At 74.3% G+C, this 24,473-nt stretch carries 21 protein-coding genes and 1 pseudogene; 15 read left to right on the forward strand and 7 right to left on the reverse strand.

Annotated elements, in window-relative coordinates; all coding sequences use genetic code 11:
• Positions 1-59 precede the first annotated feature (59 nt).
• From ACQPYN_RS17440 to ACQPYN_RS17450, 3 genes are read left to right on the forward strand one after another with little or no spacing between them, the layout of a single operon-like run.
• Complete coding sequence (locus ACQPYN_RS17440) at positions 60-818, forward strand: SCO1664 family protein (protein ID WP_274195279.1); 759 nt, start codon at positions 60-62, stop codon at positions 816-818.
• Positions 819-853: 35 nt separating this feature from the next.
• Complete coding sequence (locus ACQPYN_RS17445; protein ID WP_433025278.1) at positions 854-1,807, forward strand: MBL fold metallo-hydrolase; 954 nt, start codon at positions 854-856, stop codon at positions 1,805-1,807.
• Positions 1,804-3,093: an MFS transporter gene (locus tag ACQPYN_RS17450; RefSeq protein WP_433025281.1), complete on the forward strand. Its 1,290-nt coding sequence runs from the start codon at positions 1,804-1,806 to the stop codon at positions 3,091-3,093. Before ACQPYN_RS17445 ends, ACQPYN_RS17450 begins: the two co-directional genes overlap by 4 nt.
• On the opposite strand, the gene ACQPYN_RS17455 is transcribed toward ACQPYN_RS17450, so the two are convergent.
• The 3 genes from ACQPYN_RS17455 to ACQPYN_RS17465 all read right to left on the reverse strand — a co-directional run bounded on the left by ACQPYN_RS17455 (position 3,039) and on the right by ACQPYN_RS17465 (position 5,364).
• Positions 3,039-3,839 (reverse strand): enoyl-CoA hydratase/isomerase family protein, encoded by an 801-nt coding sequence (locus ACQPYN_RS17455; protein WP_433025284.1) that lies wholly within the window; start codon positions 3,837-3,839, stop codon positions 3,039-3,041. The two genes, ACQPYN_RS17450 and ACQPYN_RS17455, sit on opposite strands and share 55 nt — an antisense overlap.
• A gap of 30 nt (positions 3,840-3,869) precedes the next feature.
• Complete coding sequence (locus tag ACQPYN_RS17460; protein ID WP_433025287.1) at positions 3,870-4,616, reverse strand: SDR family NAD(P)-dependent oxidoreductase; 747 nt, start codon at positions 4,614-4,616, stop codon at positions 3,870-3,872.
• Between the two features lie 136 nt (positions 4,617-4,752).
• Positions 4,753-5,364: a sortase domain-containing protein gene (locus ACQPYN_RS17465; protein WP_433025290.1), complete on the reverse strand. Its 612-nt coding sequence runs from the start codon at positions 5,362-5,364 to the stop codon at positions 4,753-4,755.
• A gap of 215 nt (positions 5,365-5,579) precedes the next feature.
• Here ACQPYN_RS17465 and ACQPYN_RS17470 point away from each other — a divergent pair, with 215 nt between their 5' ends.
• The 6 genes from ACQPYN_RS17470 (at position 5,580) to ACQPYN_RS17495 (ending at position 12,422) form a co-directional block, all read left to right on the forward strand.
• Complete coding sequence (locus ACQPYN_RS17470) at positions 5,580-7,007, forward strand: ATP-binding protein (protein WP_433025293.1); 1,428 nt, start codon at positions 5,580-5,582, stop codon at positions 7,005-7,007.
• Positions 6,997-8,985, forward strand: coding sequence for a hypothetical protein (locus ACQPYN_RS17475; RefSeq protein ID WP_433025296.1), 1,989 nt, complete (start codon positions 6,997-6,999; stop codon positions 8,983-8,985). Before ACQPYN_RS17470 ends, ACQPYN_RS17475 begins: the two co-directional genes overlap by 11 nt.
• 303 nt (positions 8,986-9,288) lie before the next feature.
• Entirely contained in the window at positions 9,289-10,539 is a 1,251-nt protein-coding gene (mshC, locus tag ACQPYN_RS17480) for a cysteine--1-D-myo-inosityl 2-amino-2-deoxy-alpha-D-glucopyranoside ligase (protein ID WP_433025299.1), read from the forward strand.
• A gap of 18 nt (positions 10,540-10,557) precedes the next feature.
• Positions 10,558-10,914: a DUF2237 family protein gene (locus tag ACQPYN_RS17485; RefSeq protein WP_433025302.1), complete on the forward strand. Its 357-nt coding sequence runs from the start codon at positions 10,558-10,560 to the stop codon at positions 10,912-10,914.
• 51 nt (positions 10,915-10,965) lie between these two features.
• Positions 10,966-11,844, forward strand: a complete 879-nt coding sequence (gene eccB, locus ACQPYN_RS17490) for a type VII secretion protein EccB (RefSeq protein ID WP_433025305.1) — start codon at positions 10,966-10,968, stop codon at positions 11,842-11,844.
• Positions 11,838-12,422, forward strand: a complete 585-nt coding sequence (locus ACQPYN_RS17495) for a type VII secretion protein EccB (protein ID WP_433025308.1) — start codon at positions 11,838-11,840, stop codon at positions 12,420-12,422. Before eccB ends, ACQPYN_RS17495 begins: the two co-directional genes overlap by 7 nt.
• Before the next feature lie 258 nt (positions 12,423-12,680).
• On the opposite strand, the pseudogene ACQPYN_RS17500 reads toward ACQPYN_RS17495, so the two are convergent.
• Positions 12,681-13,700, reverse strand: a pseudogene (locus tag ACQPYN_RS17500) (MFS transporter); the annotation flags it as partial.
• Positions 13,697-14,566 (reverse strand): PAC2 family protein, encoded by an 870-nt coding sequence (locus ACQPYN_RS17505; protein ID WP_274195278.1) that lies wholly within the window; start codon positions 14,564-14,566, stop codon positions 13,697-13,699. The pseudogene ACQPYN_RS17500 and the gene ACQPYN_RS17505, both read right to left, overlap by 4 nt.
• A 197-nt stretch (positions 14,567-14,763) precedes the next feature.
• Here ACQPYN_RS17505 and metH point away from each other — a divergent pair, with 197 nt between their 5' ends.
• The 4 genes from metH to hisG all read left to right on the forward strand — a co-directional run bounded on the left by metH (position 14,764) and on the right by hisG (position 20,420).
• A complete protein-coding gene (metH, locus tag ACQPYN_RS17510; RefSeq protein ID WP_433025311.1) occupies positions 14,764-18,315 on the forward strand; it encodes a methionine synthase in 3,552 nt (1,183 codons plus the stop codon).
• Positions 18,312-19,031: an HAD family hydrolase gene (locus ACQPYN_RS17515; protein WP_433025314.1), complete on the forward strand. Its 720-nt coding sequence runs from the start codon at positions 18,312-18,314 to the stop codon at positions 19,029-19,031. Before metH ends, ACQPYN_RS17515 begins: the two co-directional genes overlap by 4 nt.
• A 197-nt stretch (positions 19,032-19,228) precedes the next feature.
• Positions 19,229-19,492, forward strand: coding sequence for a phosphoribosyl-ATP diphosphatase (locus ACQPYN_RS17520; RefSeq protein ID WP_274194808.1), 264 nt, complete (start codon positions 19,229-19,231; stop codon positions 19,490-19,492).
• A gap of 31 nt (positions 19,493-19,523) precedes the next feature.
• Positions 19,524-20,420 (forward strand): ATP phosphoribosyltransferase, encoded by an 897-nt coding sequence (hisG, locus tag ACQPYN_RS17525; protein WP_433025318.1) that lies wholly within the window; start codon positions 19,524-19,526, stop codon positions 20,418-20,420.
• A 20-nt stretch (positions 20,421-20,440) separates the two neighbouring features.
• Here hisG and ACQPYN_RS17530 read toward each other — a convergent pair whose 3' ends face one another.
• Complete coding sequence (locus ACQPYN_RS17530) at positions 20,441-21,247, reverse strand: thioesterase family protein (protein WP_433025321.1); 807 nt, start codon at positions 21,245-21,247, stop codon at positions 20,441-20,443.
• A 95-nt stretch (positions 21,248-21,342) separates the two neighbouring features.
• Here ACQPYN_RS17530 and ACQPYN_RS17535 point away from each other — a divergent pair, with 95 nt between their 5' ends.
• Positions 21,343-22,374, forward strand: a complete 1,032-nt coding sequence (locus ACQPYN_RS17535; protein ID WP_433025324.1) for a hypothetical protein — start codon at positions 21,343-21,345, stop codon at positions 22,372-22,374.
• An 18-nt stretch (positions 22,375-22,392) separates the two neighbouring features.
• On the opposite strand, the gene ACQPYN_RS17540 is transcribed toward ACQPYN_RS17535, so the two are convergent.
• Positions 22,393-23,235 carry a RecB family exonuclease gene (locus ACQPYN_RS17540; RefSeq protein ID WP_433025327.1) on the reverse strand — a complete coding sequence of 281 codons (843 nt, stop codon included), beginning with the start codon at positions 23,233-23,235 and terminating at the stop codon, positions 22,393-22,395.
• Between the two features lie 141 nt (positions 23,236-23,376).
• Between ACQPYN_RS17540 and ACQPYN_RS17545 the strand changes: the two genes are divergently transcribed.
• The gene (locus ACQPYN_RS17545) at positions 23,377-24,375 is read left to right on the forward strand and encodes a tRNA (adenine-N1)-methyltransferase (protein ID WP_433025330.1); all 999 of its coding nucleotides are present in this window, start codon (positions 23,377-23,379) and stop codon (positions 24,373-24,375) included.
• Positions 24,376-24,473 lie beyond the last annotated feature (98 nt).

Raw genomic sequence — 24,473 nt, forward strand, 5'->3', positions numbered from 1 at the left:
GGGACACGGGCGCGAACGGGTCGACCTCCGAGGACCGGGAGCTGTTGCTCCACGGGCGGATGGAGGTCGAGGGCCGTCTCACGGAGGCCTCCAACACGACGCTGCTGTGCGTCATCGACTTCAACGGCGTCGAGGGCCGCTGCGTCTACAAGCCCGTGCGTGGCGAGCGCCCGCTGTGGGACTTCCCCGACGGCACGCTCGCCGGGCGCGAGGTGGCGACGTACCTGGTCAGCGAGGCGGCCGGGTTCGGGGTGGTCCCGACGACGGTGCTCCGTGACGGCCCCTTCGGCCCCGGCATGGTCCAGCGCTGGATCGACACCGACGAGGAGCGCGAGCTCGTCGACGTCGTCCCGGCGCGCTCGGTCGGCCAGGGCTGGCGCACCGTGCTGCGCGCCCGCGACGCCGCCGGCGACCCGGCGCTGCTCGTGCACGCCGACGACCCGGCGCTGCGGCGCATGGCCGCGCTCGACGTCGTCGTCAACAACGCCGACCGCAAGGGCGGGCACGTGCTCGCCGGCGTCGACGGCGGCGTCTACGGCGTCGACCACGGCATCTGCCTGCACCGCGAGGAGAAGCTGCGCACGGTGCTCTGGGGCTGGGTGGGCGAGCCGCTCTCCGACGACGTCGTCGACGGCCTGCGTCGCCTGCGCAAGGCCCTGTCCCCGGGCAACAAGGCGGGGCTGGACGACACCCTGCACGAGCACCTGACCCGCGCCGAGGTCTCGGCTCTGCGCTCCCGGCTGTCGAAGCTGCTCGACGCGAACGAGCTGCCCGCGCCGGGAGGACGCTGGCCCCCGATCCCGTGGCCGGCGTTCTGAGCCGGCTGCTCCCGCCCCGCTTGCTCCCACCCCGCTTGCTCCCACCCCGCCGGGACCCGCGCTGGCCGCGCGACTTCCACCACCGCCGCACGTCGGACCTGCTCAGCCCGCGGCAGGCCTACGAGCTGCTGCGCGTGTTCCCGCCCCGGGCCGAGCGCGACGGGTCGGGCGTGCCGGTCGTCGACGCCCTCCCGCTCCCGCCCGCCGGGCCCGGCGAGATCTCCGTGACGTGGCTCGGGCACGCCTCGACGCTGCTGCGCGTGGACGGCGTGACGCTGCTGGTCGACCCCGTCCTCGCGGGCGGCATCCCGGGGGCGGGCACCCGCCTGCGGCCCTCGCCGGTGACCCCGGAAGAGCTGCCGCACATCGACGCCGTGCTGCTGAGCCACGACCACTACGACCACCTCGACGCGCCGACCCTGCGCCGTCTCCCGCGCTCGACGCGGGTGCTGGCCGGCGGCGGGAGCAGGCCCCTGCTCGCCCGGCTCGGGTTCACCGACGTCACCGAGCTCGACTGGTGGGAGAACGTCGAGGTGGGAGGGGTGACCGTCGAGTTCGTCCCCGCCCACCACTGGTCGCGGCGCACCCTGCTCGACACCTGCCGGCGGCTCTGGGGCGGCTGGGTGGTGACGGGGGCCGGCGGGCGCAGCGTGGTCCACGCCGGCGACACCGGCTACGGCCCGTTCCCCGCGCGGATCGCGGCCCGGCACCGCGACCTCGGCCACGACCTCGCCGTGGCCGTGCTCCCGATCGGTGCCTACGCGCCCCGCCACCTGCTCCGTGGGGTGCACATGGACCCGGCCGAGGCGGTGCGGGCCGCCGCCGACCTGGGCGCGCGGCACGTGGTACCGATCCACTGGGGCACGTTCGTGCTCTCCGGTGAGCCGGTCACCGAGCCGCACGAGCGCGTGCGCGCCGCGTGGGTGCGCGCCGGGCGCGACCTCGCGGACCTCTGGGACCTCCCGATCGGCGGGACGCGGGCCCTGTGAGCACGGTGGTTCCCCCGCGCCGGTCCGGGCGGGCTCTCGTGGTGTGGGGCGTCGCGGTCCTCGCGTACGTCGCCGCGGTGCTCGGACGGTCGTCGCTGGCCGCCACCGGCGTCACGGCGGCCGAGCGCTTCGACGTCTCGTCGGGCGTGCTCTCGCTGCTCGCGGTGGTGCAGCTCGCCGTCTACGCCGCCCTCCAGGTGCCCGCCGGGGTGCTCGTCGACCGCGTCGGGCCGCGGCGGGTGATCGCCGGCGGGGCGGTGCTGGTCGCGGTCGGGCAGGCGGTGCTCGCGCTCGCCGCGCCGTTCTGGCTGGCGGTGGTCGGCCGGATGCTCGTCGGGGCCGGGGACGCGGTGACCTTCGTCAGCGTCCTGCGCCTCATCCCCGCGTGGTTCCCCGCCCGGCGGGTGCCCGTCTACAACCAGCTCGCGGGCATCCTCGGCCAGCTCGGCCAGGTGATCTCGGCGATCCCGCTGGCCGCGCTGGTCGTCGGCACGGGCTGGGCGCCCGCGTACCTCGCCGCGGGCGGGACCTCGGTGCTCGTGGCCGTGCTCGTGCTGGTCGTGGTCCGCGACGGGCCGGCCGGAGCGGTCCTGACCAGTGCGCCGGCGGTCGCCGGCGGGCTCGGGGCGGCGCTGCGCGAGCCCGGGGTGCGGCTGGCCTTCTGGTGCCACCTCGCCTCCCCGTTCCCGGGCAACGTCTTCGGGCTGCTCTGGGGCTTCCCGTTCCTCACCGGCGGCGAGGGCGTCGCGAGCGGGACCGCCCGCGGGCTGCTCGCGCTCTACGTCGGTGCGGGCATCGTCGTCGGCCCCTTGTTCGGGGTGCTGGCCGGGCGGTGGCCGCAGCGCCGCGTCCGGCTGATCGTCGTCTCCGTCCTCGCGCAGGCCACGGCGTGGATCGTCGTCCTCGCCTGGCCCGGCCCGGCACCGATGGCCGTGCTCGTGGGCCTCGTCGTCGTGATCGGCGGCGGGGGGCCGGCGTCCCTGGTGGCCTTCGACCTGGCCCGCGCCGCGGTCCCGCCCGCGCGGCTCGGGCGGGCCTCCGGGATCGTCAACGTCGGCGGCTTCGTCTCGACCATCACGGTGGTGCTGTGCGTCGGCCTCGCCCTGGACCTGCAGGGCGCCGGGATCCCGGACGCCTACGACCTCACGGCCTTCCGCGTCGCGATGCTCGTGCAGGTCCCGGTATGGATCGTCGCGCTGGCGGGGATCGCGCGGTCCGCTCGGAGGGTTCCTCAGTCGGCCGCCGACGGGAAGCGGGGCTCGCGCTTCTCGCGCAGCGCGGTGTAGCCCTCGACGACGTCGGGGCCGAGGAACGTGAGCATCTCGTAGGCCGCGGACTGGTCGAAGGTCGGTCCCGCGCTGCGCAGCCAGTTGTTGAGGCTGCGCTTGGTGAGCCGGATCGCCTGCTGGGAGCCGGTGCCCAGGGTGTCGGCGACGCGCAGGGCCTCGTCGAGCACCTGGTCGCGGGGGAGCGCCTTCGCCACCATCCCGAGGCGCTCGGCCTCGGCGCCGGTGACCATCTCGCCGGTGAGCAGGTAGTACCGCGCCTTCGCCATCCCGGCCAGCAGCGGCCAGATGATCGCGGCGTGGTCGCCGGCGGCGACGCCGAGCTTGACGTGCCCGTCACCGAGCTTCGCGTCCTCGGCGGCGATGGCGATGTCGGCGAGCAGCGCGACGACCACCCCGGCCCCGACCGCGACGCCGTTGATCGCCGAGACGATCGGCTTGTCGCAGTCGATGATGTTGTAGACCAGGTCGGACATCTCGCGGAGCATGTGCTGGACGCGGTCGTAGTCGCCGGCCATCCGCTCGACCATCGCGAGGTCCCCGCCGGCGGAGAACGCCTTCCCGGCGCCGGTGATGACCGCGACGCGCGTCTGCTCGTCGGCGCCCACGTCGCGCCAGACCCGGGCCAGCTCGCCGTGGAGCCCCTCGTCGGCCGCGTTGTACTTGTCGGGGCGGTCGATGGTGATCAGCAGGACGCCGTGGTCGCGGCGCTCGAACGTCAGCTGCTGGTAGTCCTCGAAGGACACGCGGAACTCCTCGGTGGTCGTGGGGCGTCGTCAGCTCATCGAGAGTCCGCCGCTGACGGACAGGGTCTGGCCGGTGATGTACGCGGCCTCGTCGGAGGCCAGGAACGCGACGGCGTTGGCGAGGTCGGCGGGCTGGGCGAGCCGGCGCAGCGGGATCGCCCTGATCAGCGCGTCGCGCAGCTTCGGGTCGTCCTCGGTGACCGACGCGAACAGGGCGGTGTCGGTCGGGCCGGGGCACACGCAGTTGACGGCCACCTGGTGGCGGGCCATCTCGCGGGCGGTGGTCTTGGTGAACGCGATGATCCCGCCCTTGGCCGCCGAGTACACCGCCTCGCCGGACGAGCCGACCCGGCCGGCGTCGGAAGCGAGGTTGACCACCCGCCCGCCGCCCTGCTCCACCATGATCGGGAGCACCGCCTTGGAGGTGTGCAGGACGCCGTAGAGGTTGATCCCGATGATCCTGTCCCAGTCGGCGGGGTCGGAGTCGACGAACGGACCGACCTTGTCGTAGCCCGCGTTGTTGACCAGCACGTCGATGCGGCCGAAGTGCTCGCGGACGGCGGCGACCGCGGCGTCGACGGATTCCCGCGACGCGACGTCGCACGTCAGGCCGAGCGCATCGCCTCCCAGGGAGGCCGCGGTGTCGTTCGCCGTCGCCCGGTCGACGTCCGTGGCCACCACCGTGGCGCCCTCGGCGGCGAGCTTCTCGGCGATCCCGCGCCCGATCCCGCGCCCGGCCCCGGTCACGATCGCGATCTTCCCGTCCATCCTGCCCATGGGCCGGCCCCTCCTCGCTCGCGTGACGGCGGCACGGAGCGAAGCGGACGCGCGCCGTCGTGCGCAAGCGGGAGCCTCTCCGCGAGGGATGCTTCGGGAACCGGAGCGAGTCCCGCCGACGTCGTCTCTCCGGGACTCAGCCCTGCCCGGTCAGCCGGGCGTAGACGATCAGGTCGTCCCCGGCGGCGGCACCGCCGTAGGCGATGAGCCGCAGCTCGGCGTCGCCGGTGTCGGCGTGCACCTCGCGGGCCGGGAACTTCACCGGCGAGACCTGCACGGTCCCCGTGACGGTGAAGACCGCCGTCGACCCGTCGCGGCGCCGCACGGTGACCCGGTCGCCCGCGGTCGCGTCGGCGAGGCCGGCGAAGACACCGCGGCGCCCGTCGCCGTCGACGCGACCGACGAGCACGGCGGGGCCGCGCGCTCCGGGCGCCGGGCCGGGACGGAACCAGCCGGCGTGCTCCGGGGCTTGCGGAGAGGGCATCGCGACCCGGGTCTGCCCGTCGACCTCCCCGTCCACCTCGGCGCCCGCCCCGACCGGCACCAGCGACGAGCAGGCGTCGATGCGGTCGATCGTCAGCTCGACCGGGTCGGCCGCGCGCATCGGTGTCGGGTCGGGGCGCCAGGACGCGGCGCTGGGCGGGCAGGGGTCGGGCGGACGCTCGGCGGTGGCGACGCCCGTCGCGATCCCCGTCGCGGCGCACCCGGCGCTGAGCAGGAACGCCAGCGCCGCCAGCAGGCGGTTCATCAACGACGGCGCCGGACGGGGCGGGACCGGTCGACGGTGCCGCCCTGCGGCCGTCGCACGCGCCATGTTCCCCCCACGGATCGCGACCACTCCTGTGACCGTCGAGAGTGCACGCTGCGTGACGAGACGTCAGGAGCCACCTTCGGGTCACCGCGCTCCGCGCGCGATCTCCGCTCACGGAGGCCGGATCGCCGTCGCGGACGTAGCGTGGGGGAGTGAGCACCCCTTCCGCTCCTGCAGATCTCCCCACCACCGCCGGTGAGCTGGCGCGCAGCGGCCACCCGGCGGCGACGCCCAAGAGCGTCCGTACCGAACTGCGCGACAACCTCCTCGCCCGGCTGCGCGCCGGCGCCGACCCGTGGCCGGGGATCGTCGGGTTCGACCGCACCGTGCTCCCGCAGTTCGAGCGCGCGGTGCTCGCCGGGCACGACGTGGTGCTGCTCGGCGAGCGCGGGCAGGGCAAGACGCGCCTGCTGCGCAGCCTCGTGGCCCTGCTCGACGAGTGGACGCCGGTGATCGCCGGCTCCGAGATCGGCGAGCACCCCGGCGAGCCGATCACGCCGGCGAGCCGTCGCCGCGTCGCCGACGAGGGCGACGACCTGCCGATCACCTGGCGGCACCGCTCCGAGCGCTACGCCGAGAAGCTGGCCACCCCGGACACCTCCGTCGCCGACCTCATCGGCGACGTCGACCCCGTCAAGGTCGCCGAGGGCCGCAGCCTGGGCGACCCCGAGACCATCCACTACGGCCTCGTGCCGCGCGCGCACCGCGGCATCGTGACGATCAACGAGCTGCCCGACCTCGCCGAGCGCATCCAGGTCGCGCTGCTCAACGTCATGGAGGAGCGCGACATCCAGGTGCGCGGCTACACGCTGCGCCTGCCGCTGGACATCATGCTCGTGGCCAGCGCGAACCCCGAGGACTACACGAACCGCGGGCGGATCATCACCCCGCTCAAGGACCGCTTCGGGGCCGAGGTCCGCACGCACTACCCGCTCGAGATCGCCGGCGAGATCGCCCTCGTGCACCAGGAGGCGCACCTCGTCGCCGACGTGCCCGACCACCTCGTCGAGGTCCTCGCCCGCTTCACCCGCCACCTGCGGGGCTCCGGCGCGATCGACCAGCGCAGCGGCGTGTCCGCGCGGTTCTCGATCGCGGCGGCCGAGACCGTCGCGGCCGCCGCCCTGCGCCGGGCCGCGGTCACCGGCGAGGAGACCGCCGTGGCCCGTCCCGTCGACCTCGAGGCGGTGCCGCCGGTGCTGCGCGGCAAGCTCGAGTTCGAGTCGGGGGAGGAGGGCCGCGAGGACGAGCTGCTCACGCACCTGCTGCGCCGCTCGATCTCCGAGACCGCCCGCGCCCGCCTCGCCGGGGTCGACCTGACCCCGCTCGCCGAGGGCGTGTCCGCCCTGGAGGGCGACCGCCGGGTCGTCACCGGCGACCGGATCGCCGCCAAGGACGTCGTCGACGCCCTGCCCTCGATCTCGGTGGTCTACACGGTCGCCGAGCGCCTCGGCGCCGCCGGCACGGAGGCCCCCGGGCCCCTGGCCAGCGCCGTCGAGCTCGCCCTCGAGCACCTGTACCTCACCCGCAAGCTGGCGAAGGACGACGACGCCGAGGACGGAACGGTGGCCTATGGCGGCTGACCCGAACCCGAGCGGCGGCCCCGAGGGCGGACCGCGCAGCGGGCGCTATTCCTACGGCCGCTTCTACGACGGGCCGGACCCCCTGGCGCCGCCGTTCGACCTGCGCTCGGCGATGGACGAGCTCGGCCGCGACGTCATGGAGGGCACCTCGCCGAGGCAGGCGATGCGCGAGCTGATGCGCCGCGGGCTGGGCGACCAGCAGGGTCTCGACGACCTCATGCGCCGGCTCAACGAGCGGCGCAGCAAACTGCAGCGCGAGCACCGTCTCGACGGGACGCTGCAGGAGGTCCGCGAGCTCCTCGAGCGGGCGCTCGAGGCCGAGCGGAACTCCCTGCAGGCCGAGGACTCCGACGACGCCCGGTTCCGCGAGATGCAGCTCGACGCGCTGCCCCCGTCGCCCGCGGGGGCCGTCGCGGAGCTGCAGGACTACGACTGGCGCAACGCCGAGGCGCGCCAGGCCTACGAGCAGATCCAGGACCTCCTGGGCCGGGAGGCGCTCGACCAGCGCTTCCAGGGCATGAAGCAGGCGATGGAGAACGCGACGCCGGAGGACGTCGAGCGGGTCCGCGAGATGATCTCGGACCTGAACGACCTGCTCGAGGCGCACGCGCGCGGCCAGGACACCGCGGAGCAGTTCGGCGAGTTCATGGCCAAGCACGGCGAGTTCTTCCCGGAGAACCCGCAGACCACCGACGAGCTGATCGACCTGCTCGCCGAGAGGGCCGCCGCGGCCCAGCGGATGATGAACTCGCTGTCGGCCGAGCAGCGCGCCGAGCTCGAGGGCCTCATGCAGCAGGCCTTCGGCGACCCGCGGCTGGCCGAGCAGCTCGCCCGGCTCGACCAGCAGCTCCAGGGCATGCGCCCCGGCGAGGACTGGCAGGGCCGGGGCCGCTTCCGCGGCGACGACCCGATGGGCATGGGCGAGGCCACCCGGGCCATGGAGGAGCTGGGGCAGATGGACGCCCTGGCCGAGCAGCTCTCGCAGTCCTACCCCGGCGCCCGGATGGAGGACATCGACCTCGAGGCCCTCGAGGCGACCCTCGGCGAGCAGGCGCGCATCGACGCCCAGCGCCTGGCCGAGCTGCAGCGCGAGCTGGAGGAGCAGGGCGTGTTCCAGCGCGCCGCCGACGGCTCGCTGATGCTCTCGCCGAAGGCGCTGCGCCAGCTCGGGCAGTCCTCGCTGCGCGACGTCGTCGGCTCGATCTCCACCCGCCGCGGCGAGCGGGAGACCCAGCGCTCCGGCGCCGCGGGGGAGGCGACGGGCGCGACACGCCCGTGGTCGTTCGGCGACACGGAACGCTGGGACGTCTCGCGCACCCTGCTGAACGCCGAGATGCGCAAGGCCGGCGGGGATCGGCGGGACCTCGACGTCTCCGACGTGGAGATCGTCGAGACCGAGCAGCGCACCCGGGCCGCGGTGGCGCTGTGCGTCGACACCTCGTGGTCGATGGTCGCCGACGGGCGCTGGGTGCCGATGAAGCGCACGGCGCTGGCCCTGCACCACCTGGTGTCCACGCGGTTCCGGGGCGACGCGCTGCAGCTCATCACGTTCGGCCGGCTTGCCAAGGAGGTCGAGCTCGGGGAGCTGACCGCGCTGGAGGGGGCCTGGGAGCAGGGCACGAATCTGCACCACGCGCTTCTCCTCGCGGGCCGTCACCTGCGCAAGAACATCGATGCGGCGCCGGTGGTCCTCGTCGTCACCGACGGCGAGCCGACCGCACACCTCGAGCCGGACGGGCACGCGGCGTTCGACTACCCGCCGAGCCCGGAGACGCTGCGCGCGACGCTCAACGAGGTCGACGCGCTGGCGCGCCTGCACGCGGCGATGACCGTCTTCATGCTCGGGGAGGACCCGCGCCTGGAGGCGTTCGTCGACCTCGTCGCCCGGCGTGCGGGCGGGCGGGTCGTCAATCCGGATCTGGACGGTCTCGGGGCCGCTGTGGTCAGTGACTACCTGGCGAGTCGCCGACGACGCTGAGGCATCGGGCGCGGGGTGCATCCACCACACGGCGCAACGCCTCGTGTCCGATTGACCCTGCCTCGACCACGGGGCGCCACCGCGAGGGAAAGCGGTTACGCTCGATCGTGGCTGGAGTCGATCCCCCCCGCGACTCCTGGCCACCCCGGCCGGGTCCGTCATCCCGTGCAGGGCGGAGTGCTCGCCCACGACGTCCTGCTGACTCGACCCGGCCGGGGTCCACCACGGTGTTCGCACCGCAGGCGCGAGCGGTTCGCCACGGGTCGGGGCGGGCACCGCTCCGACGGGCTTAGGCTCGGGGGCATGCGAGCGTGGTCATCGGTCGACGTCCCGCGGGTGCCCGGCAGCCCGCCCCCGCTGAGGTTGCACGACACGGCGGGTGGGGACATCCGACCCACCACGCCGGGCGCCACCGCCCGGATGTACGTCTGCGGCATCACGCCCTACGACGCGACGCACCTCGGCCACGCGGCGACCTACCTGGCGTTCGACCTGATCCACCGCCTGTGGCTCGACGCGGGCCACGACGTCCACTACGTCCAGAACGTCACCGACATCGACGACCCGCTGCTCGAGCGGGCCGAGCGGGACAAGGACGACTGGGTCGTGCTCGGGATGCGCGAGACGGCGCTGTTCCGCGAGGACATGGCCGCCCTGCGGATCCTCCCGCCCCGGGACTTCATCGGGGCCGTCGAGGCCATGGACGAGATCAGCGAGCTGGTGGGCAAGCTCCTGGCCAGCGGCGCGGCCTACCGCGCCGACGACCCCGAGTTCCCGGACGTCTACCACGACCACACCGCCACCCGGGACTTCGGCTACGTCTCGCGCTACGACGAGGCGCGGATGCGCGAGGTCTTCCCGCAGCGCGGCGGCGACCCCGACCGCCGGGGCAAGCGGGACCCGCTCGACGCGCTGCTGTGGCGCATGGCCCGCGAGGGCGAGCCGTCGTGGACCTCCGACCTCGGTGAGGGACGCCCCGGCTGGCACGTCGAGTGCGCGGCCATCGCCCTGAACCGCCTCGGCGACCAGTACGACGTCCAGGGCGGCGGCTCGGACCTCGCCTTCCCGCACCACGAGTACGGCTCGGCCCACGCCGAGGCCCTCACCGGAGCGCACCCGCTGGCCCGGCACTACTGCCACGCCGGGATGATCGGGCTCGACGGCGAGAAGATGTCGAAGTCCAAGGGCAACCTCGTCTTCGTCTCCCGCCTGCGGGCCGACCGCGTCGACCCCCTGGCCGTGCGCCTGGCCCTCATGAGCGGGCACTGGCGCTCCGACCGGTCCTGGACCGCGGACCTGCTCACCGGCGGTCAGGCACGGCTGCACCGTTGGCGCGACGCGGTCGCGGCGCCGACCGGGCCCGACCCCGAGGACACGATCGCCCGGGTGCGCGCGCACCTCGCCGACGACCTCGACACGCCCGGGGCGCTCGCCGCCATCGACGCCTGGGCCGACGAGGTGCTCCTGCGCCGCGGCGGCGAGGGGTGGACCGCCGACGGGCCGACGCGCCTCGCCGACGCGGCCGACGCCCTGCTCGGGGTCACGCTGCGCTGACGCGGGTACCTCCCGCGCATGCCCCGCAACGTCCTCGGCGGCGAGCTCGCCGACTGCAGTCACGATCCCGTCACCGGCTTCTACCGCAACGGCTGTTGCGAGACCGGTCCCGACGACGCGGGCGTGCACACCGTGTGCGCCCGCGTCACCGAGGAGTTCCTGACCTACTCCGCGGAGCGCGGCAACGACCTGACCCGCGCCGACGCCGGCTTCCCCGGACTGAAGCCCGGCGATCGCTGGTGCCTGTGCGCGAGCCGCTGGCAGGAGGCGCTCGAGGGCGGCGTCGCCCCGCCGGTCGTGCTCGAGGCCACCCACGCCCGCACCCTCGAGTGGGTCGACCTCGCCCAGCTGGACGCGCACCGCGCACGCGAGTGATTCGGGTCGTTCCGACGACCCGGCTCGCTCCCATGCGGTACGCATCCCGCTGTGCCCTCCGACTCCGACGGGTCGAGCTCCGCTCCGCCGCGTCTCCCGGGGCCGCCTTCCGCGACCCAGGTCCAGGCGCACCGCTTCGCCGTGCGCCGCCTGGAGTCCGCGCTGGTCGGCCGCGACCCGTCGCCGCGCCACGACCCGGGGCGACGGCAGAACCGCGCGCTGCTCGTGGGCACGGTGCTCGCGGTGCTGGCGCTCGTGGGGTTCGCCGTGCTGGGGCTCGTGCGCGGCGACGAGGGGTGGCGCGACGAGTCGGTGGTGCGCGGCGAGCCCTCCGGGACGCTCTACGCGGTGGCCCACGGTCCGGACCGCCTGGTCCCGGCCCTGAACCTCGCGTCCGCGCGCCTGCTCGCCGGGGCCGCCGGCAACACGGAGGTGGGCGGGCCGCCGGTGCCGGTGCGCGACGACACCCTCGCCGACGCGCCCCGCACCGCGCCGGCGGGCATCCCGGGTGCCCTGTCGGTGCTGCCCGACCCGGGTGCTCCCGCCCCCGACGCCTGGGCGATCTGCGACCGCGCGACGCTCGACCCCTCGGTGCCCGACCCCGCCGCCGACCCCGCGATCACCACCGTCGCGCTCGGCGGGGTCCCGGCGCCCGGGCGCCCGCTCGCGGCCGACGAGGCGCTGCTGCTGCGCGGTCCGGACGGGTTCTGGCTCGTCACCGAGGGACGACGGGCGCGGATCGACCCCTCGCTGGGGTCGGTGGTCCGCGGCCTGGAGCTCACCGGCGCGCGTCCCCGCAACGCCGGCCCGGCCCTGCTCGGCACGCTGCCCGAGGCCCCGCCGCTGGTCCCCGTCCAGGTCCCCGGCAGCGGGGCGCGCCCGCCGACGCCCGCACCGCCGCGCTGGGCGTGCCCGTCGGCGCCGTGGTGAGCCCCGACGGCGGGCGCTTCTTCCTCGTCGCCGCCACCGGGGTGCAGGAGGTGCCGGCGGTGATCGCCCAGCTCGCCCGCTTCGCCAATCCCGACCCGCGCGCCGACCCCGGGATCGCCGCCGTCCCGGCGGGCCGGCTGGCCGACGTCCCGCGCGTCGCGGTCGTCGACGTGCGCGCCTACCCGTCGGCGACCCCCCGGCTGGTCACCTACGACGAGGCCACCACCACCTGCGTGCGCGCCGAGGCCTCCGGCGCCGCCACCGTGTTCGCCTCGTCCGCGTTCCCCGGGCCGGTCGAGCCCACCCCGTTGGTCGGCCCCCCGCTCGACGGCGCCTGGGTCGCCGGCGGCGGGAGCTACGTCGTCCCGGTCGCGCCGGGAACGCCCGCCGAGCCCGCCTCGACCGATCCTGCCGCGGGGGTGCTCGTCGACCCGGGCGGGCGGGTGTTCGCCGTCCCGGACCCCGCGAGCGCCGCCGCCCTGGGACTCGGTACGCCCCGGCCGGCTCCCCGGGCGGTGCTCGACCTCCTCCCGCGCGGCCCGACCCTCGACGCCGTCGCGGCCCAGTCGGCGCGCTGACCGTCCGCGAGGGGCACGGTGCGCAGGGTCGACGGGCTCGAACGGCTGCCGGACGTGCCCCTCGAGGCACGGGACGCTTCGGAAACCGAAGCGTCGCGCCGGGGTCGGTCGCGCCCGGGCGCCGTCGCCGCGCAGCCGGCGCGACGGATCAGCGCCGCGGCACCAGCGCCGCCGCCCCGGCGAGCAGGACGCCCGCCAGGCCGAAGGCCGCGACGGGGAGAGGTGATAGGGCGCGAGGAACACCGCGGGCGCGGCGGCGGCGCCGAGGAAGCGCAGGGCCTGCACCACCGACACCCCGCCGGCGGTGCCCCCGCGCAGGACGAGCGCGTTGACTCCGACGAGCACCAGCTGGGCGGTGGCCCCGGCGAGCGCCCAGACCGCGGCCACCGCGATGGCCGACGGCAGCAGGCCGATCGCGGCGACGAGCACCGCGGCGGCGAGCGCGCCGAGCCGCACGACGACGCGCGGCCCGAGGCGGTCCACGCCGGCTCCGACGAGCCGCGCGGTGAGCAGCCCGGCGACGCCGAAGCCCGTGAGCAGCGCGCCCCGGAGCCCGGCGCCGAGGGCGAAGGCGTCCTCGACGCGGAGGGCGACGAGGAACGACAGCCCGCCCAGCGCGCCCCACGCCAGCCCGGCGACGAGCCCGAGCCGCAGCACCGACGGGCGCCAGGCGTCGCGCAGGCGCGGCCGGTCGCCGGGGTCGGCGGGCGGGTCGGCGGGGATCCCCGCCACCGCCAGCAGCGCGGCGACCACGGCCACGCCGACGAAGGCGAGACGCCAGTCGACCTCCGCGGTCAGGCCGCCGACCAGCGGCGCGAACGTCATCCCGGCCGCCTGCAGGGAGCCCATGACGCCGAGCGAGCGCCCGAGGCGCTCCGGCGGCGTGGCCGCGGCGAGCGAGGCGAGCAGCAGGGGAGTGGTGAACGCGTTGGCCGCCCCCTGCAGGGCCCGCGCCCCGAGGAAGAGCCACCCGGAGCCCGCCACGGCCCCGAGCAGCGAGAACACGACATAGGCGACGTAGGCGATGCGCACGGTGCGGGCCGCGCCCCAGCGCTGGCCGAGCGTCCCCGACACGAGCATGAGCAGCGCGAACGGGAGCAGGTAGGCGGTCAGCGACGCCGAGGCGGCCGACGGGGACAGCCCGAGGTCGGCGCCCAGCTCGGGCAGCATCGACGCGGTGACCCCGCCGCCGAACGGGCCGAGGAAGCCGCCCGCGTAGAGCGCGGCCAGCCGCAGCCGGGCGATCCCGGAGCGCTCTGCCGCCGGAGCGGCGCTCACCGCTCCCAGGGGGCCTTGCCGGGCCCGGGCGGGCCACCCGCGGTGCCGCCGGGACCGTCGCCGCCGGGGCCGCGCCGGCGCAGGTAGCGCTCGAAGTCGGCCGCGATCTCCTCGCCGGAGGCCTCCTCGAGGTCGGTCTCGGCGTCGCCGGCCTCCTCGAGGGCCTTGACGTACTCGCGGACCTCGTCGTCCTCGTCGGCCATCTCCGAGACCGTGCGCTCCCACTTCTCGGCCTGCTCGGGGAGGCCGCCGAGCGGCACCTCGACGTCGAGGACCTCCTCGACGCGCTGCAGCAGGGCGATCGTGGCCTTGGGCGCGGGCGGCTGCGAGACGTAGTGCGGTACGGCGGCCCAGAACGAGATGGCGGGGATCCCGGCCTGGACGCAGGCGTCCTGGAGGACCCCGACGATCCCGGTGGGGCCCTGGTAGCGCGAGCGCTGCAGCCGGTAGCGGGCGGCCGACGCCTTGTCGAACGAGGTGCCGGTGACCGGGACGGGCCGCGTGTGGGGCGTGTCGGCCAACAGGGCGCCGAGGGTGATCACCGTGCCGACGCCGAGCTCGCGCGCCCGGTCGATGATCTCCGCGCAGAAGGCGCGCCAGCGCATGTTCGGCTCGATGCCGCGCACGAGGATGAGGTCCTGCGCCGATCCCGGGGGACGGCAGCGGGTGAGCCGGGTGGTGGGCCAGTCGATGGCGCGGCTGACCCCGTCGACCATCCGCGCGGTCGGCCGGGACACCTGGAAGTCGTAGTACTCGTCGGGATCGATCGCCGAGAGTTCGGTGGCGTCCCAGTGCAGGGCGAGGTGCTCCACGGCCGTGCTCGCGGCGTCCCCGGCGTCGTTCCAGCCCTCGAACGCCGCCAGCATCACGGGCGCGTCGTCGCTGATGGGGGCCGTTTCCGACGCGTCGTCGGGGGCCTCGAGCTGTTCCGTTCCCTCGGCCTCGTCGCTGGGCACGGGCTCGTCGAGGTGGTCGTCGGACTCGGGCACCCGCACAGCCTACGGGTCGTGACGAGGCTCGCAGTGCGTCCGGGACTGCTCGCCGATCACGTTACGATCGTGTGATGACTACTTCGAGTGAGTCTGGATTCCTGTCTGCCCTGCACTCCCGGGTGCTCATCGGAGACGGTGCCATGGGCACCGCACTGCAGGACCAGGATCTCTCGCTCGACGACTTCCAGGACCTCGAGGGCTGCAACGAGATCCTGAACGTCTCGCGTCCCGACGCCGTCCTCAGTGTGCACCAGGGACACCTCGAGGCCGGCGCCGACGTCATCGAGACCAACACCTTCGGCACCAACTGGGCCAACCTCAACGAGTACGACATCGTCGACCGCGTCCGCGAGCTCGCCCGCGAGGGCACGAAGATCGCCCGACAGGCCGCCGACGAGTACGCCACCGCCGACCGCCCGCGCTTCGTCTTCGCGTCCAACGGCCCGGGCACCAAGCTGCCGACGCTGGGCCACGCGCCGTTCGCGCTGCTGCGCGACCACTACAAGGAGTCGGTCCTCGGCGCCCTCGAGGGCGGCGCGGACGCCGTGCTCGTCGAGACCTGCCAGGACCTCCTCCAGGCCAAGTCGGCCATCCTCGGCGCCTACCGCGCGATGGACGAGTACGGCCTGCGGATCCCGGTCATCTGCCACGTCACCGTCGAGCTCACCGGCACGATGCTGGTCGGCTCCGAGATCACCGCGGCGCTGACGGCCCTCGAACCCCTGGGCATCGACGGCATCGGCCTGAACTGCGCCACCGGCCCCGCCGAGATGAGCGAGCACCTGCGCGCCCTGAGCCGCCAGAGCCGCATCCCGGTCTCGGTGATGCCCAACGCCGGCCTGCCCGAGCTGGGCGCGAACGGCCCCGAGTACCCCCTGCAGCCCGACGAGCTCGCCGACTACTGCGCCTCGTTCGTCACCGACTACGGGCTCCAGCTCGTCGGTGGCTGCTGCGGCACGACGAACGCGCACATCAAGGCCCTGGCCGAGAAGTGCAAGGACCTCACGCCGGCCGACCGCGACCCGAAGCCGGAGCCGGGTCTCGCGTCGGTGTACCAGGCCGTCCCGTTCCGCCAGGACACCGGCTTCCTCATGATCGGCGAGCGTTCGAACGCCAACGGCTCGAAGGCGTTCCGCGAGGCGATGGTCGAGGACGACTACGAGCAGTGCGTGGAGATCGCGAAGGCGCAGACCCGCGAGGGCGCGCACTTCATGGACCTCTGCATCGACTACGTCGGCCGCGACGGCAACGCCGACATGGACCGCCTCGCCCACGACATCTCGACCGCCTCGACGCTGCCGGTGGTGCTCGACTCCACCGAGGCCGCGGTGCTGCAGGCCGGCCTCGAGCAGCTCGGCGGCCGCAGCGCGATCAACTCGGTGAACTACGAGGACGGCGACGGCCCCGAGTCGCGCTTCATCAAGATCATGACGGTGGCCAAGGAGCACGGCGCCGCGGTCATCGGGCTCTGCATCGACGAGGAGGGGCAGGCCCGCACCGCGGAGTGGAAGACCCGCGTGGCGTTCCGCCTCATCGAGGACCTCACCGAGAACTGGGGCATGCAGGTCGAGGACATCATCATCGACTGCCTGACCTTCCCGATCTCCACCGGCCAGGAGGAGGTCCGCAGGGACGGCATCGAGACGATCAACGCGATCAAGCAGCTCAAGGAGCGCTACCCCGGGGTCCAGACCACCCTCGGCCTCTCGAACATCTCGTTCGGCCTCAACCCGGCCGCGCGGCAGGTGCTCAACTCGGTGTTCCTCCACGAGTGCACCGAGGCCGGCCTCGACTCGGCCATCCTCAACGCCTCGAAGATCCTGCCGATGTCGCAGATCGACGACGCGCAGCGCGACGCCGCGCTCGACCTCGTCTACGACCGCCGCGACGAGTCCCGCGACACCCCGGACCCGCTGCAGCACTTCATGAACCTCTTCGAGGGCGTCTCGGCCTCGTCGGCCAAGGACGCGCGCGCCGAGGAGCTCGCGGCGCTGCCGCTGTTCGAGCGCCTCGAGCGCCGGATCGTCGACGGCGACCGCAACGGCCTGGAGGCCGACCTCGACGCGGGCATGGAGGAGAAGGACCCGCTCGAGATCATCAACGAGACGCTGCTGGCCGGCATGAAGACCGTCGGCGAGCTGTTCGGCGCCGGCAAGATGCAGCTGCCGTTCGTGCTGGCCTCGGCCGAGGTCATGAAGGCCTCGGTGGCGCACCTCGAGCAGTTCATGGAGGCCGACGACAACGGCGGCAAGGGCAAGATCCTGCTGGCCACGGTCAAGGGCGACGTCCACGACATCGGCAAGAACCTCGTCGACATCATCCTGAGCAACAACGGCTACGACGTCGTCAACATCGGCATCAAGCAGCCGATCAACGCCATCCTCGAGGCCGCCGAGGAGAACAAGGTCGACGCGATCGGGATGTCCGGGCTGCTGGTGAAGTCCACCGTTGTCATGAAGGACAACCTGCAGGAGATGAACGACCGCGGGGTCGCGCAGAAGTACCCGGTGCTGCTCGGCGGCGCCGCGCTGACCCGCTCGTACGTCGAGAACGACCTCGGCGAGCTCTTCCAGGGCGACGTGCGCTACGCGAAGGACGCCTTCGAGGGCCTGCGCCTGATGGACACCGTGATGAGCGGCGACACCGAGCGCACCGAGGCCGAGGCGGCCAAGATGGCCGAGCGCAAGGAGCGCCGCGAGCGCTCGCAGCGCATCCAGGCCAAGCGCGAGGCGGAGGCGGAGCCGGAGGAGATCCCCGACCACTCCGACGTCGCCCGGCGCATCGAGGTCCCGCAGCCGCCGTTCTGGGGCACCCGCGTGGTCCGCGGCATCCGGCTCAAGGACTTCGCCGGCCTGCTCGACGAGCGCGCCACCTTCTTCGGGCAGTGGGGCCTGCGCGGCTCCAAGGCCAGCGAGGACGGGCCGTCGTACGAGGAGCTGGTGGAGACCGAGGGCCGGCCGCGCATGCGCTACTGGCTCGACCGGCTGCAGTCCGAGGGCATCCTCGCCCACGCCGCCGTGGTCGCCGGCTACTTCCCGGCGATCTCGGAGGGCCAGGACATCATCGTGCTCGCCGAGCCGGACCCGGACGCCAAGGAGGTGCACCGGTTCTCGTTCCCGCGCCAGAAGCGGGACCGCCACCTGTGCCTGGCCGACTTCTTCCGGACCCGCGAGGAGGCCAAGGAGCTCGGCGGCGTCGACGTGCTGCCGATGAACCTGGTGACGATGGGCCAGCCCATCGCCGACTTCGCCAACACGCTGTTCGCGGAGAACTCCTACCGCGACTACCTCGAGGTCCACGGCCTCGGCGTGCAGCTCACCGAGGCGCTCGCGGAGTACTGGCACCGCCGCGTGCGTGAGGAGCTCGGCTTCTCCGACGGCTCGGTCATGGCCGACTCGGACCCCGAGAACGTCGAGGAGTACTTCAAGCTCGGCTACCGCGGGGCCCGGTACTCGCTGGGCTACGGCGCCTGCCCGAACGTCGAGGACCGCGTGAAGATCGTGGACCTCCTCGAGCCGGGCCGCATCGGCGTCGAGCTCTCCGAGGAGGACCAGCTGCACCCCGAGCAGTCCACGGACGCGCTCGTCGTGCACCACCCGGAGGCGAAGTACTTCAACGCATGAGTGCTGAGCTCCGCGTGGGGTTGCAAGCGGTCCTCTGGGACATGGACGGCACGCTGGTCGACACCGAGGGCCTCTGGTCGGTGACGATCCAGGAGCTCGCGGCGCACCACGGCGGCGAGCTGTCGGCCGAGACCCGCGAGGAGCTGACGGGATCGAGCCTCACCCGCACCGTGCGCGCGGTGCGGGCCGAGGTGGGCCTCGACCCGGACGACCCCGACGGGGTGGCCACGGACGGCCGCTGGCTGACCGACCGCACCGCGGAGGTCTTCGGCCGCGGCGTCCCGTGGCGCCCCGGCGCCCGGGAGGCCCTCGCGATGGTGCGGGCCTCGGGGCTCCCGACGGCGCTGGTCACCAGTACCTACCGGGAGCTCACCGAGGTCGCGCTGGACACCATCGGTCGCGAGTTCTTCGACGTCACCGTGTGCGGGGACGAGGTGCCGGCGACGAAGCCGGACCCCTCGCCCTACCGGCTGGCCACCGAGAGGCTCGGCGTCGACCCCGGCGCGAGCGTGGCCGTCGAGGACTCACCGACCGGCACGCGCTCGGCCGTGGCGGCCGGCGCGACGGTGCTCGTGGTCCCCGCCGAGGTGCCCGTGCCGGCGGGGGAGCGCCGCGTCCTGCGCGAGAGCCTCGTCGGGCTGACCCTCGACGATCTCCGCGACGCCCTCCGCGACGGGTCGGGGAGCGACCACCGGACGCGGGCCGTTGCGCGCTGAGCGCTCCGTCACACGGTCGGCACAGCGCCCGTGCACGAAGGAACCAGCGCCGTGACCGGTTTCCCGACCGACCGCCCGTTCGGCGCGCCGGAGAGCCCGGACGGCGCCCCGGACGAGCGAGGGACGAACAGCCCGGGCGTACGGGGAGAATCCCGTGGTGTGCGACCCCACGTGACGCCGTGCGACGATGGCTCGACGTGAAGACGTTCGACGTGCTCTTCGACGAGCTCACGACCAAGGCGCGCGACCGTCCGGAGGGATCCGGCACCGTCGCGGCGCTGGACTCCGGGGTCCACGCCCAGGGCAAGAAGGTGCTCGAGGAGGCCGGTGAAGTGTGGATCGCCGCCGAGTACGAGACCGATGACAAGCTGGCCGAGGAGATCTCCCAGCTGCTCTATCGTGTCCAAGTGATCATGCTCGGGCGCGGTCTCACGCTCGACGAGGTCTACAAGCACCTGTAGTCGACACCCACAGGTGTCAGGAGGAGGAGCCGTGCTCCGCGTCGCCGTACCCAACAAGGGGTCCCTGTCCGAAGAGGCGTCGACGATGCTGCGCGACGCCGGCTACCGGCAACGGACCGACAGCCGCGACCTGAGCCTCCACGACGAGGCCAACGGCGTCACGTTCTTCTACCTGCGCCCCAAGGACATCGCGACCTACGTGTCCGAGGGCCAGCTCCACCTCGGCATCACCGGGCACGACCTCACCGAGGAGTCCAGCGCCTCGGTGAACCAGCTGCTGCGCCTCGGCTTCGGGCACTCGAAGTTCCGCTACGCCGCTCCGGCGCGCAACGAGTGGACCGTGCAGGACCTCGCGGGCAAGCGGATCGCGACGTCCTATCCCCGGCTCGTGCGGGCGAACCTCGCCCAGCAGCGCATCGCGGCCAAGGACGTCATCCGCCTCGACGGCGCCGTCGAGATCTCGATCGAGCTGCAGGTGGCCGACGCCATCGCCGACGTCGTGAGCTCCGGGCGCACCCTGGCCCAGCACGGCCTGGTGGCGATCGGCGACCCGATCACGGAGTCCGAGGCCGTGATCATCGACCGCAACGCGAAGTTCGACCAGGCGCCGGACACGGCCGACATCGAGCGCTCGAAGTCCCGCTTCGTCGAGCGGCTGCGCGGCGTCGTCTACGCCCGGCGCTACGTCATGCTCGACTACGACTGCCCGATCGACCTCAAGGAACGGGCGATCGAGCTGACCCCGGGCATCGAGTCGCCCACCGTCGCGCCCCTGTCGAACGAGAAGTTCGTCGCGGTCCGCTCGATGGTCGAGCGCAAGCGGGTCAACGACATCATGGACGAGCTCGCCGACCTCGGTGCCACGGGCATCGTGACCTCGTCGCTGCAGTCCTGCCGGGCCATCGGCGCCACGAACGGCACGCGCTAGGCGTCAGCGCGGCCGGACCGTCACCGCGGCCGGACGGTCAGCGCCTGGGCGGCCCGTCCGACCCGTCCGTGCTCGTCGTGGAGCACCGAGAACGCCGTCCCCAGCCCCTCGGGGCCGATGACGCTGTCGGCGTCGAGCCCGATCCACTCGCCCCGCGGGGCGCGGTGGACGTGCAGCGTCAGGTCGGTGTTGACGAACAGCCAGTCGTTGAGGTCGAGGCGTGACGCCGCGCCGTTGGTGGAATCGGCCACCGAGGCGAGGCGCTGCCACGGGGTCGGCTCCTCGTCGTCGACGACCGGCACCAGCAGGCGGCCCCACGCCTGCCCGGGCCCGGACTCGCCCAGGTGCCCGGCGATCCAGCGCCACTCGAGGGCGTCGAGGTAGCCCGGCAGCCAGCCCTCGGGGGTGGGGATGACGCGGCCCTCGTCGGGGCCGGGCATCGCCGGTCCGGGGTCGGTGGCGGCGGCGGACGTGTCGGTGACCGCCAGCCGCCAGCCCGCGGCGCGCGCCACCGCCCGACCGTCGGAGGCGAGCTCCGCGGACACCAGCTCGATCGTGCGCCCGGGGCGCTCCACGCGGGCGGACACCGTCAGCTCGCCCACCGGAACCCGCCCCAGGACCTCGACGGTCAGGCGCGAGAGCACCACCTCGTCCCGGGGCTCGCAGCGCTCCAGCGCGCGGACCAGCAGCGCGCTCGGCGGGCCCATGTGCTGCGCCCCGGGGAACCAGGGACCGGCCGTCGAGTCGGTCGCGAGCACGCGCTGGACCCCGGGCGGGTCGTCGGCCGCGGGCGTCAGGAGGCGGAAGAAGGGCTCGGTCGGGGTCACGGGGGCTCTCCGGAGCGGGGTCGGGGAGGGGAGCGGGACGGGGCCGGGGGTCGCCCTCGCTACGATCATGGCCTGCCACCGACCAGGGGGACCGTGTGACGGGAGCCAGGACACGCGTCCTGCTGGCGGTGCTCACCGCCGCCATGGCCATCGCGGGCGTGCTGGTGGCGACGTCGCTGGGCGGGCTGGGCTCGGGGCCGGAACCCTATCGAGGGCCGTCGCGCGACCTCTACACGCATCCCTTCGCCTGGGACTCCGTCTGGAACCTGCCCCTGGCGCAATCGGCGCAGTTCGCGCCGTTCAACACGCAGGCCCGCGACGTCTACCTGGACATCGAGAACATCAGCGTCGACCCGGCGTTCCCCGTGCGCGAGGCGGTGTCGCCCCGCAGCCGCGTCGACGTGCACGTCGATCCGGGGCTGTCGGCCGACGGCTCGTACAACAACTGCTCGACGTTCCTCGCCGACACCCCGGACGGCGAGACGGTGGTGGCCGGGCAGCCGCTGCGTCTGCGCCCCGGAGGCGACCCGTCCTACGACGTCTCCTTCCCCGCGGTGCCGCTGCGCGGTGACGGCCGGCTCGGCTGCCACGGCGGCTCGAACCTCTCCGGGATCGGCGGCACCATCCGGGCCGGCGAGATGTCCAAGCCCGAGCCCCTCCGGCACCCGCTGAAGATCAACCTCAACTGCGAGCTGAGCTGCAGCACCGCGCAGGAGGGGTTCCGCTGGCCGGCCTTCAGGGCCGACGGGGCCTTCCGCGACGTCTATCGCGGCCCGGACCCGCGGGTGAACATGGGGACGCTCATGGGGCTGCCTCCCGACGCCGACCTCAGCTGGATCACCGAGCCGGACACCCGCAAGATCGCCGAGGCGTTCCGCGACTACGGCGCCTACGTCGTCGACGAGACGGGCGGAGAGCCCTCCAACGCCCTCAACGCCCAGGCCGGCGCCCAGGACGAGATCCCCAACATCGACTCCCGGCAGATGGTGCGGCTGTTCACCTCGCTCAGCATCGTCACGAACAGCACCGAGGACACCCCCGGCGGCGGGGCGCTGGGCACCCCGCGCCGGGCGCCGTGCGCGCTGCCGTTCCCCGACGGCACCGGCGGGGCGCCGCCGGGTTGCTGAGGCCGAGCTGCCGACGGGTCACCCCGGCTCCCGAGGGCGGGGGACGGGCAGCGGCGTGGGCCAGCCCGGGTAGGGCGGCGGCGTCCCGCCCCACGCCGGGCACCGCGGGCGGTGGTCGCAGAAGGCGCACCCGGGGCCGGGGTTCGGACGGAAGTCGCCGGTGGGCGCGGCCCGGCGGATCGCGGACCACACCGCTCGCAGCACGCCGGCGAACCGTTCGAGCTCCGCGGCCGTGGGGCGCAGGGTCAGCGTCGTCACGTCGCCGAGCTGCAGCAGCCGCACCGTCGGCACCACGCCCCGGCTGCGCGCGAGCAGGAGCGCGTAGAACCGCACCCCGAACAGCGCCCGCAGCTCGCCGCGCACCGGCGGTGCCCGCCCGGACTTGTAGTCGACCACCGTGAGCCCGTCCGGCCCGGTGTCCAGCCGGTCGAGGTGCCCGCGCAGGGGCGTCGGCCCCTCGGGCCCCTCCAGCTCGGCCTCGACCCGCAGCTCGCGCGCCTCCGACGTCACCCCGCGCGGGTCCTCGAGGGCGAAGTAGCGCTCGAGGAGCGGGGCGAGCCCCGGGTCGTCGCCGAGCAGCGCGCGGTCGCCGGGCTCGAGCTCGTCGAGCACGACCCGGGCGAGGTCCCGGGCGGCGTCCGGGCGACGGTCGGCGGGCGCGAGGGCGTGCAGCCGCTCGAGCACCGCGTGCACCACCGTGCCCCGCAGCGCGGCGGGCGAGGGCGTCTCGGGCAGCCGGTCGATCGCGCGGAAGCGGTAGAGCAGCGCGCAGCGCCGGAAGTCGACCGCCCGCGACGGCGAGAGCGCGGGCGGGCGCGACGGTGCGGCGGGGACATCCGTCGCGTCGGCCTGCGTGCTCATGGTGGCCACGGTAGGTCGGCACCCCGACAACTCCTGTCCTCCTCGCCACGAGGGGCACGTTGCGCATGATCGACGGGCGCGGCGCGCTGCCGGACGTGCCCCTCGCGGCGCCGGACCCCGCGGTCCCTAGGGTGGGTCGTCGTGCAGAGCGACGGAGCGGTCACCGACGAGACGCCGGTCGAGACCGTCGCGCCCGAGGACAGCGGGGCCGCGGACAGCGGGGCCGAGGACAGCGGGGCCGCGGACACCCCGCCCGAGGACGCCGCCCCCGACGACACCCCGCCCGACGACACCCCCGACGAGCGCGGCCCGGTCCGCAGCGGCCCGTTCCGTCCCGGCGACCGGGTGCAGCTCACGGACCCGAAGGGCCGGCACTTCAGCCTCGTGCTCGAGCGCGGGCAGAGTTACCACACGCACCGCGGGGCGATCGCGCACGACAAGCTGATCGGCGCCCCCGAGGGCAGCGTGGTGCTCTCGGCGGCGAACACGCCCTACCTCGCCCTGCGCCCCCTGCTGCCCGACTACGTGCTCGCCATGCCGCGCGGCGCCCAGGTGATCTACCCGAAGGACTCCGCGCAGATCCTCATGTGGGGCGACGTCTTCCCGGGCGCGCGGGTGCTCGAGGCCGGGGCCGGGTCGGGGGCGCTGACCTGCAGCCTGCTGCGGGCCGTGGGACCGGCGGGCCACGTGCGCTCCTACGAGGTGCGCGCCGACCACGCCGAGCACGCGGTCGCGAACGTCGAGCGCTTCTACGGCGAGCGCCCGGAGAACTGGGACCTGCGGGTCGGCGACCTCGCCGACCACGACCCCGAGGAGACGGCCGACCGGATCGTCCTCGACATGGCCGCGCCGTGGGAGTGCCTCGACGTCGTGCGCGCGACGCTGGTGCCGGGCGGGGTGCTGGTCGGCTACGTCGCGACGACGACGCAGCTCTCGTCGCTCACCGAGGCGCTGCGCGAGCAGGCCTGCTGGACCGAGCCGGAGGCGTGGGAGGCGATGGTCCGGCCGTGGCACGCGGTGGGACTCGCCGTCCGCCCGGAGCACCGGATGATCGCGCACACGGCGTTCATCGTGACGGCGCGACGGCTCGCGGACGGCGTCACGCCCCCTCGCGTCCAGCGGCGACCCAGCCGGGGCTGAGCCCCACCAGGTCGGATCTCGACCGAGGGTGAGCAAACACGCGGCTCCGTGCGCGTCAACTCACCCACCGTGACGCCACGCAAGGGGGTGGCGTGAGA

Source organism: Actinomycetospora sp. CA-053990, from assembly GCF_050948445.1.
In the GTDB taxonomy this organism is placed as follows: Bacteria; Actinomycetota; Actinomycetes; order Mycobacteriales; family Pseudonocardiaceae; genus Actinomycetospora; species Actinomycetospora callitridis.

Bases quoted from the DNA above. Each gene is read 5' to 3' on its own strand.
- ACQPYN_RS17440 (WP_274195279.1), top strand. From the start codon at position 60: ATGGAGGTCGAGGGCCGTCTCACGGAGGCCTCCAACACGACGCTGCTG.
- ACQPYN_RS17460 (WP_433025287.1), bottom strand. From the start codon at position 4,616: ATGGGCAGGATGGACGGGAAGATCGCGATCGTGACCGGGGCCGGGCGC.
- ACQPYN_RS17465 (WP_433025290.1), bottom strand. From the start codon at position 5,364: ATGAACCGCCTGCTGGCGGCGCTGGCGTTCCTGCTCAGCGCCGGGTGC.
- ACQPYN_RS17475 (WP_433025296.1), top strand. From the start codon at position 6,997: ATGGCGGCTGACCCGAACCCGAGCGGCGGCCCCGAGGGCGGACCGCGC.
- mshC (WP_433025299.1), top strand. From the start codon at position 9,289: ATGCGAGCGTGGTCATCGGTCGACGTCCCGCGGGTGCCCGGCAGCCCG.
- ACQPYN_RS17485 (WP_433025302.1), top strand. From the start codon at position 10,558: ATGCCCCGCAACGTCCTCGGCGGCGAGCTCGCCGACTGCAGTCACGAT.
- ACQPYN_RS17505 (WP_274195278.1), bottom strand. From the start codon at position 14,566: ATGCTGGCGGCGTTCGAGGGCTGGAACGACGCCGGGGACGCCGCGAGC.
- metH (WP_433025311.1), top strand. From the start codon at position 14,764: ATGACTACTTCGAGTGAGTCTGGATTCCTGTCTGCCCTGCACTCCCGG.
- ACQPYN_RS17515 (WP_433025314.1), top strand. From the start codon at position 18,312: ATGAGTGCTGAGCTCCGCGTGGGGTTGCAAGCGGTCCTCTGGGACATG.
- ACQPYN_RS17540 (WP_433025327.1), bottom strand. From the start codon at position 23,235: ATGAGCACGCAGGCCGACGCGACGGATGTCCCCGCCGCACCGTCGCGC.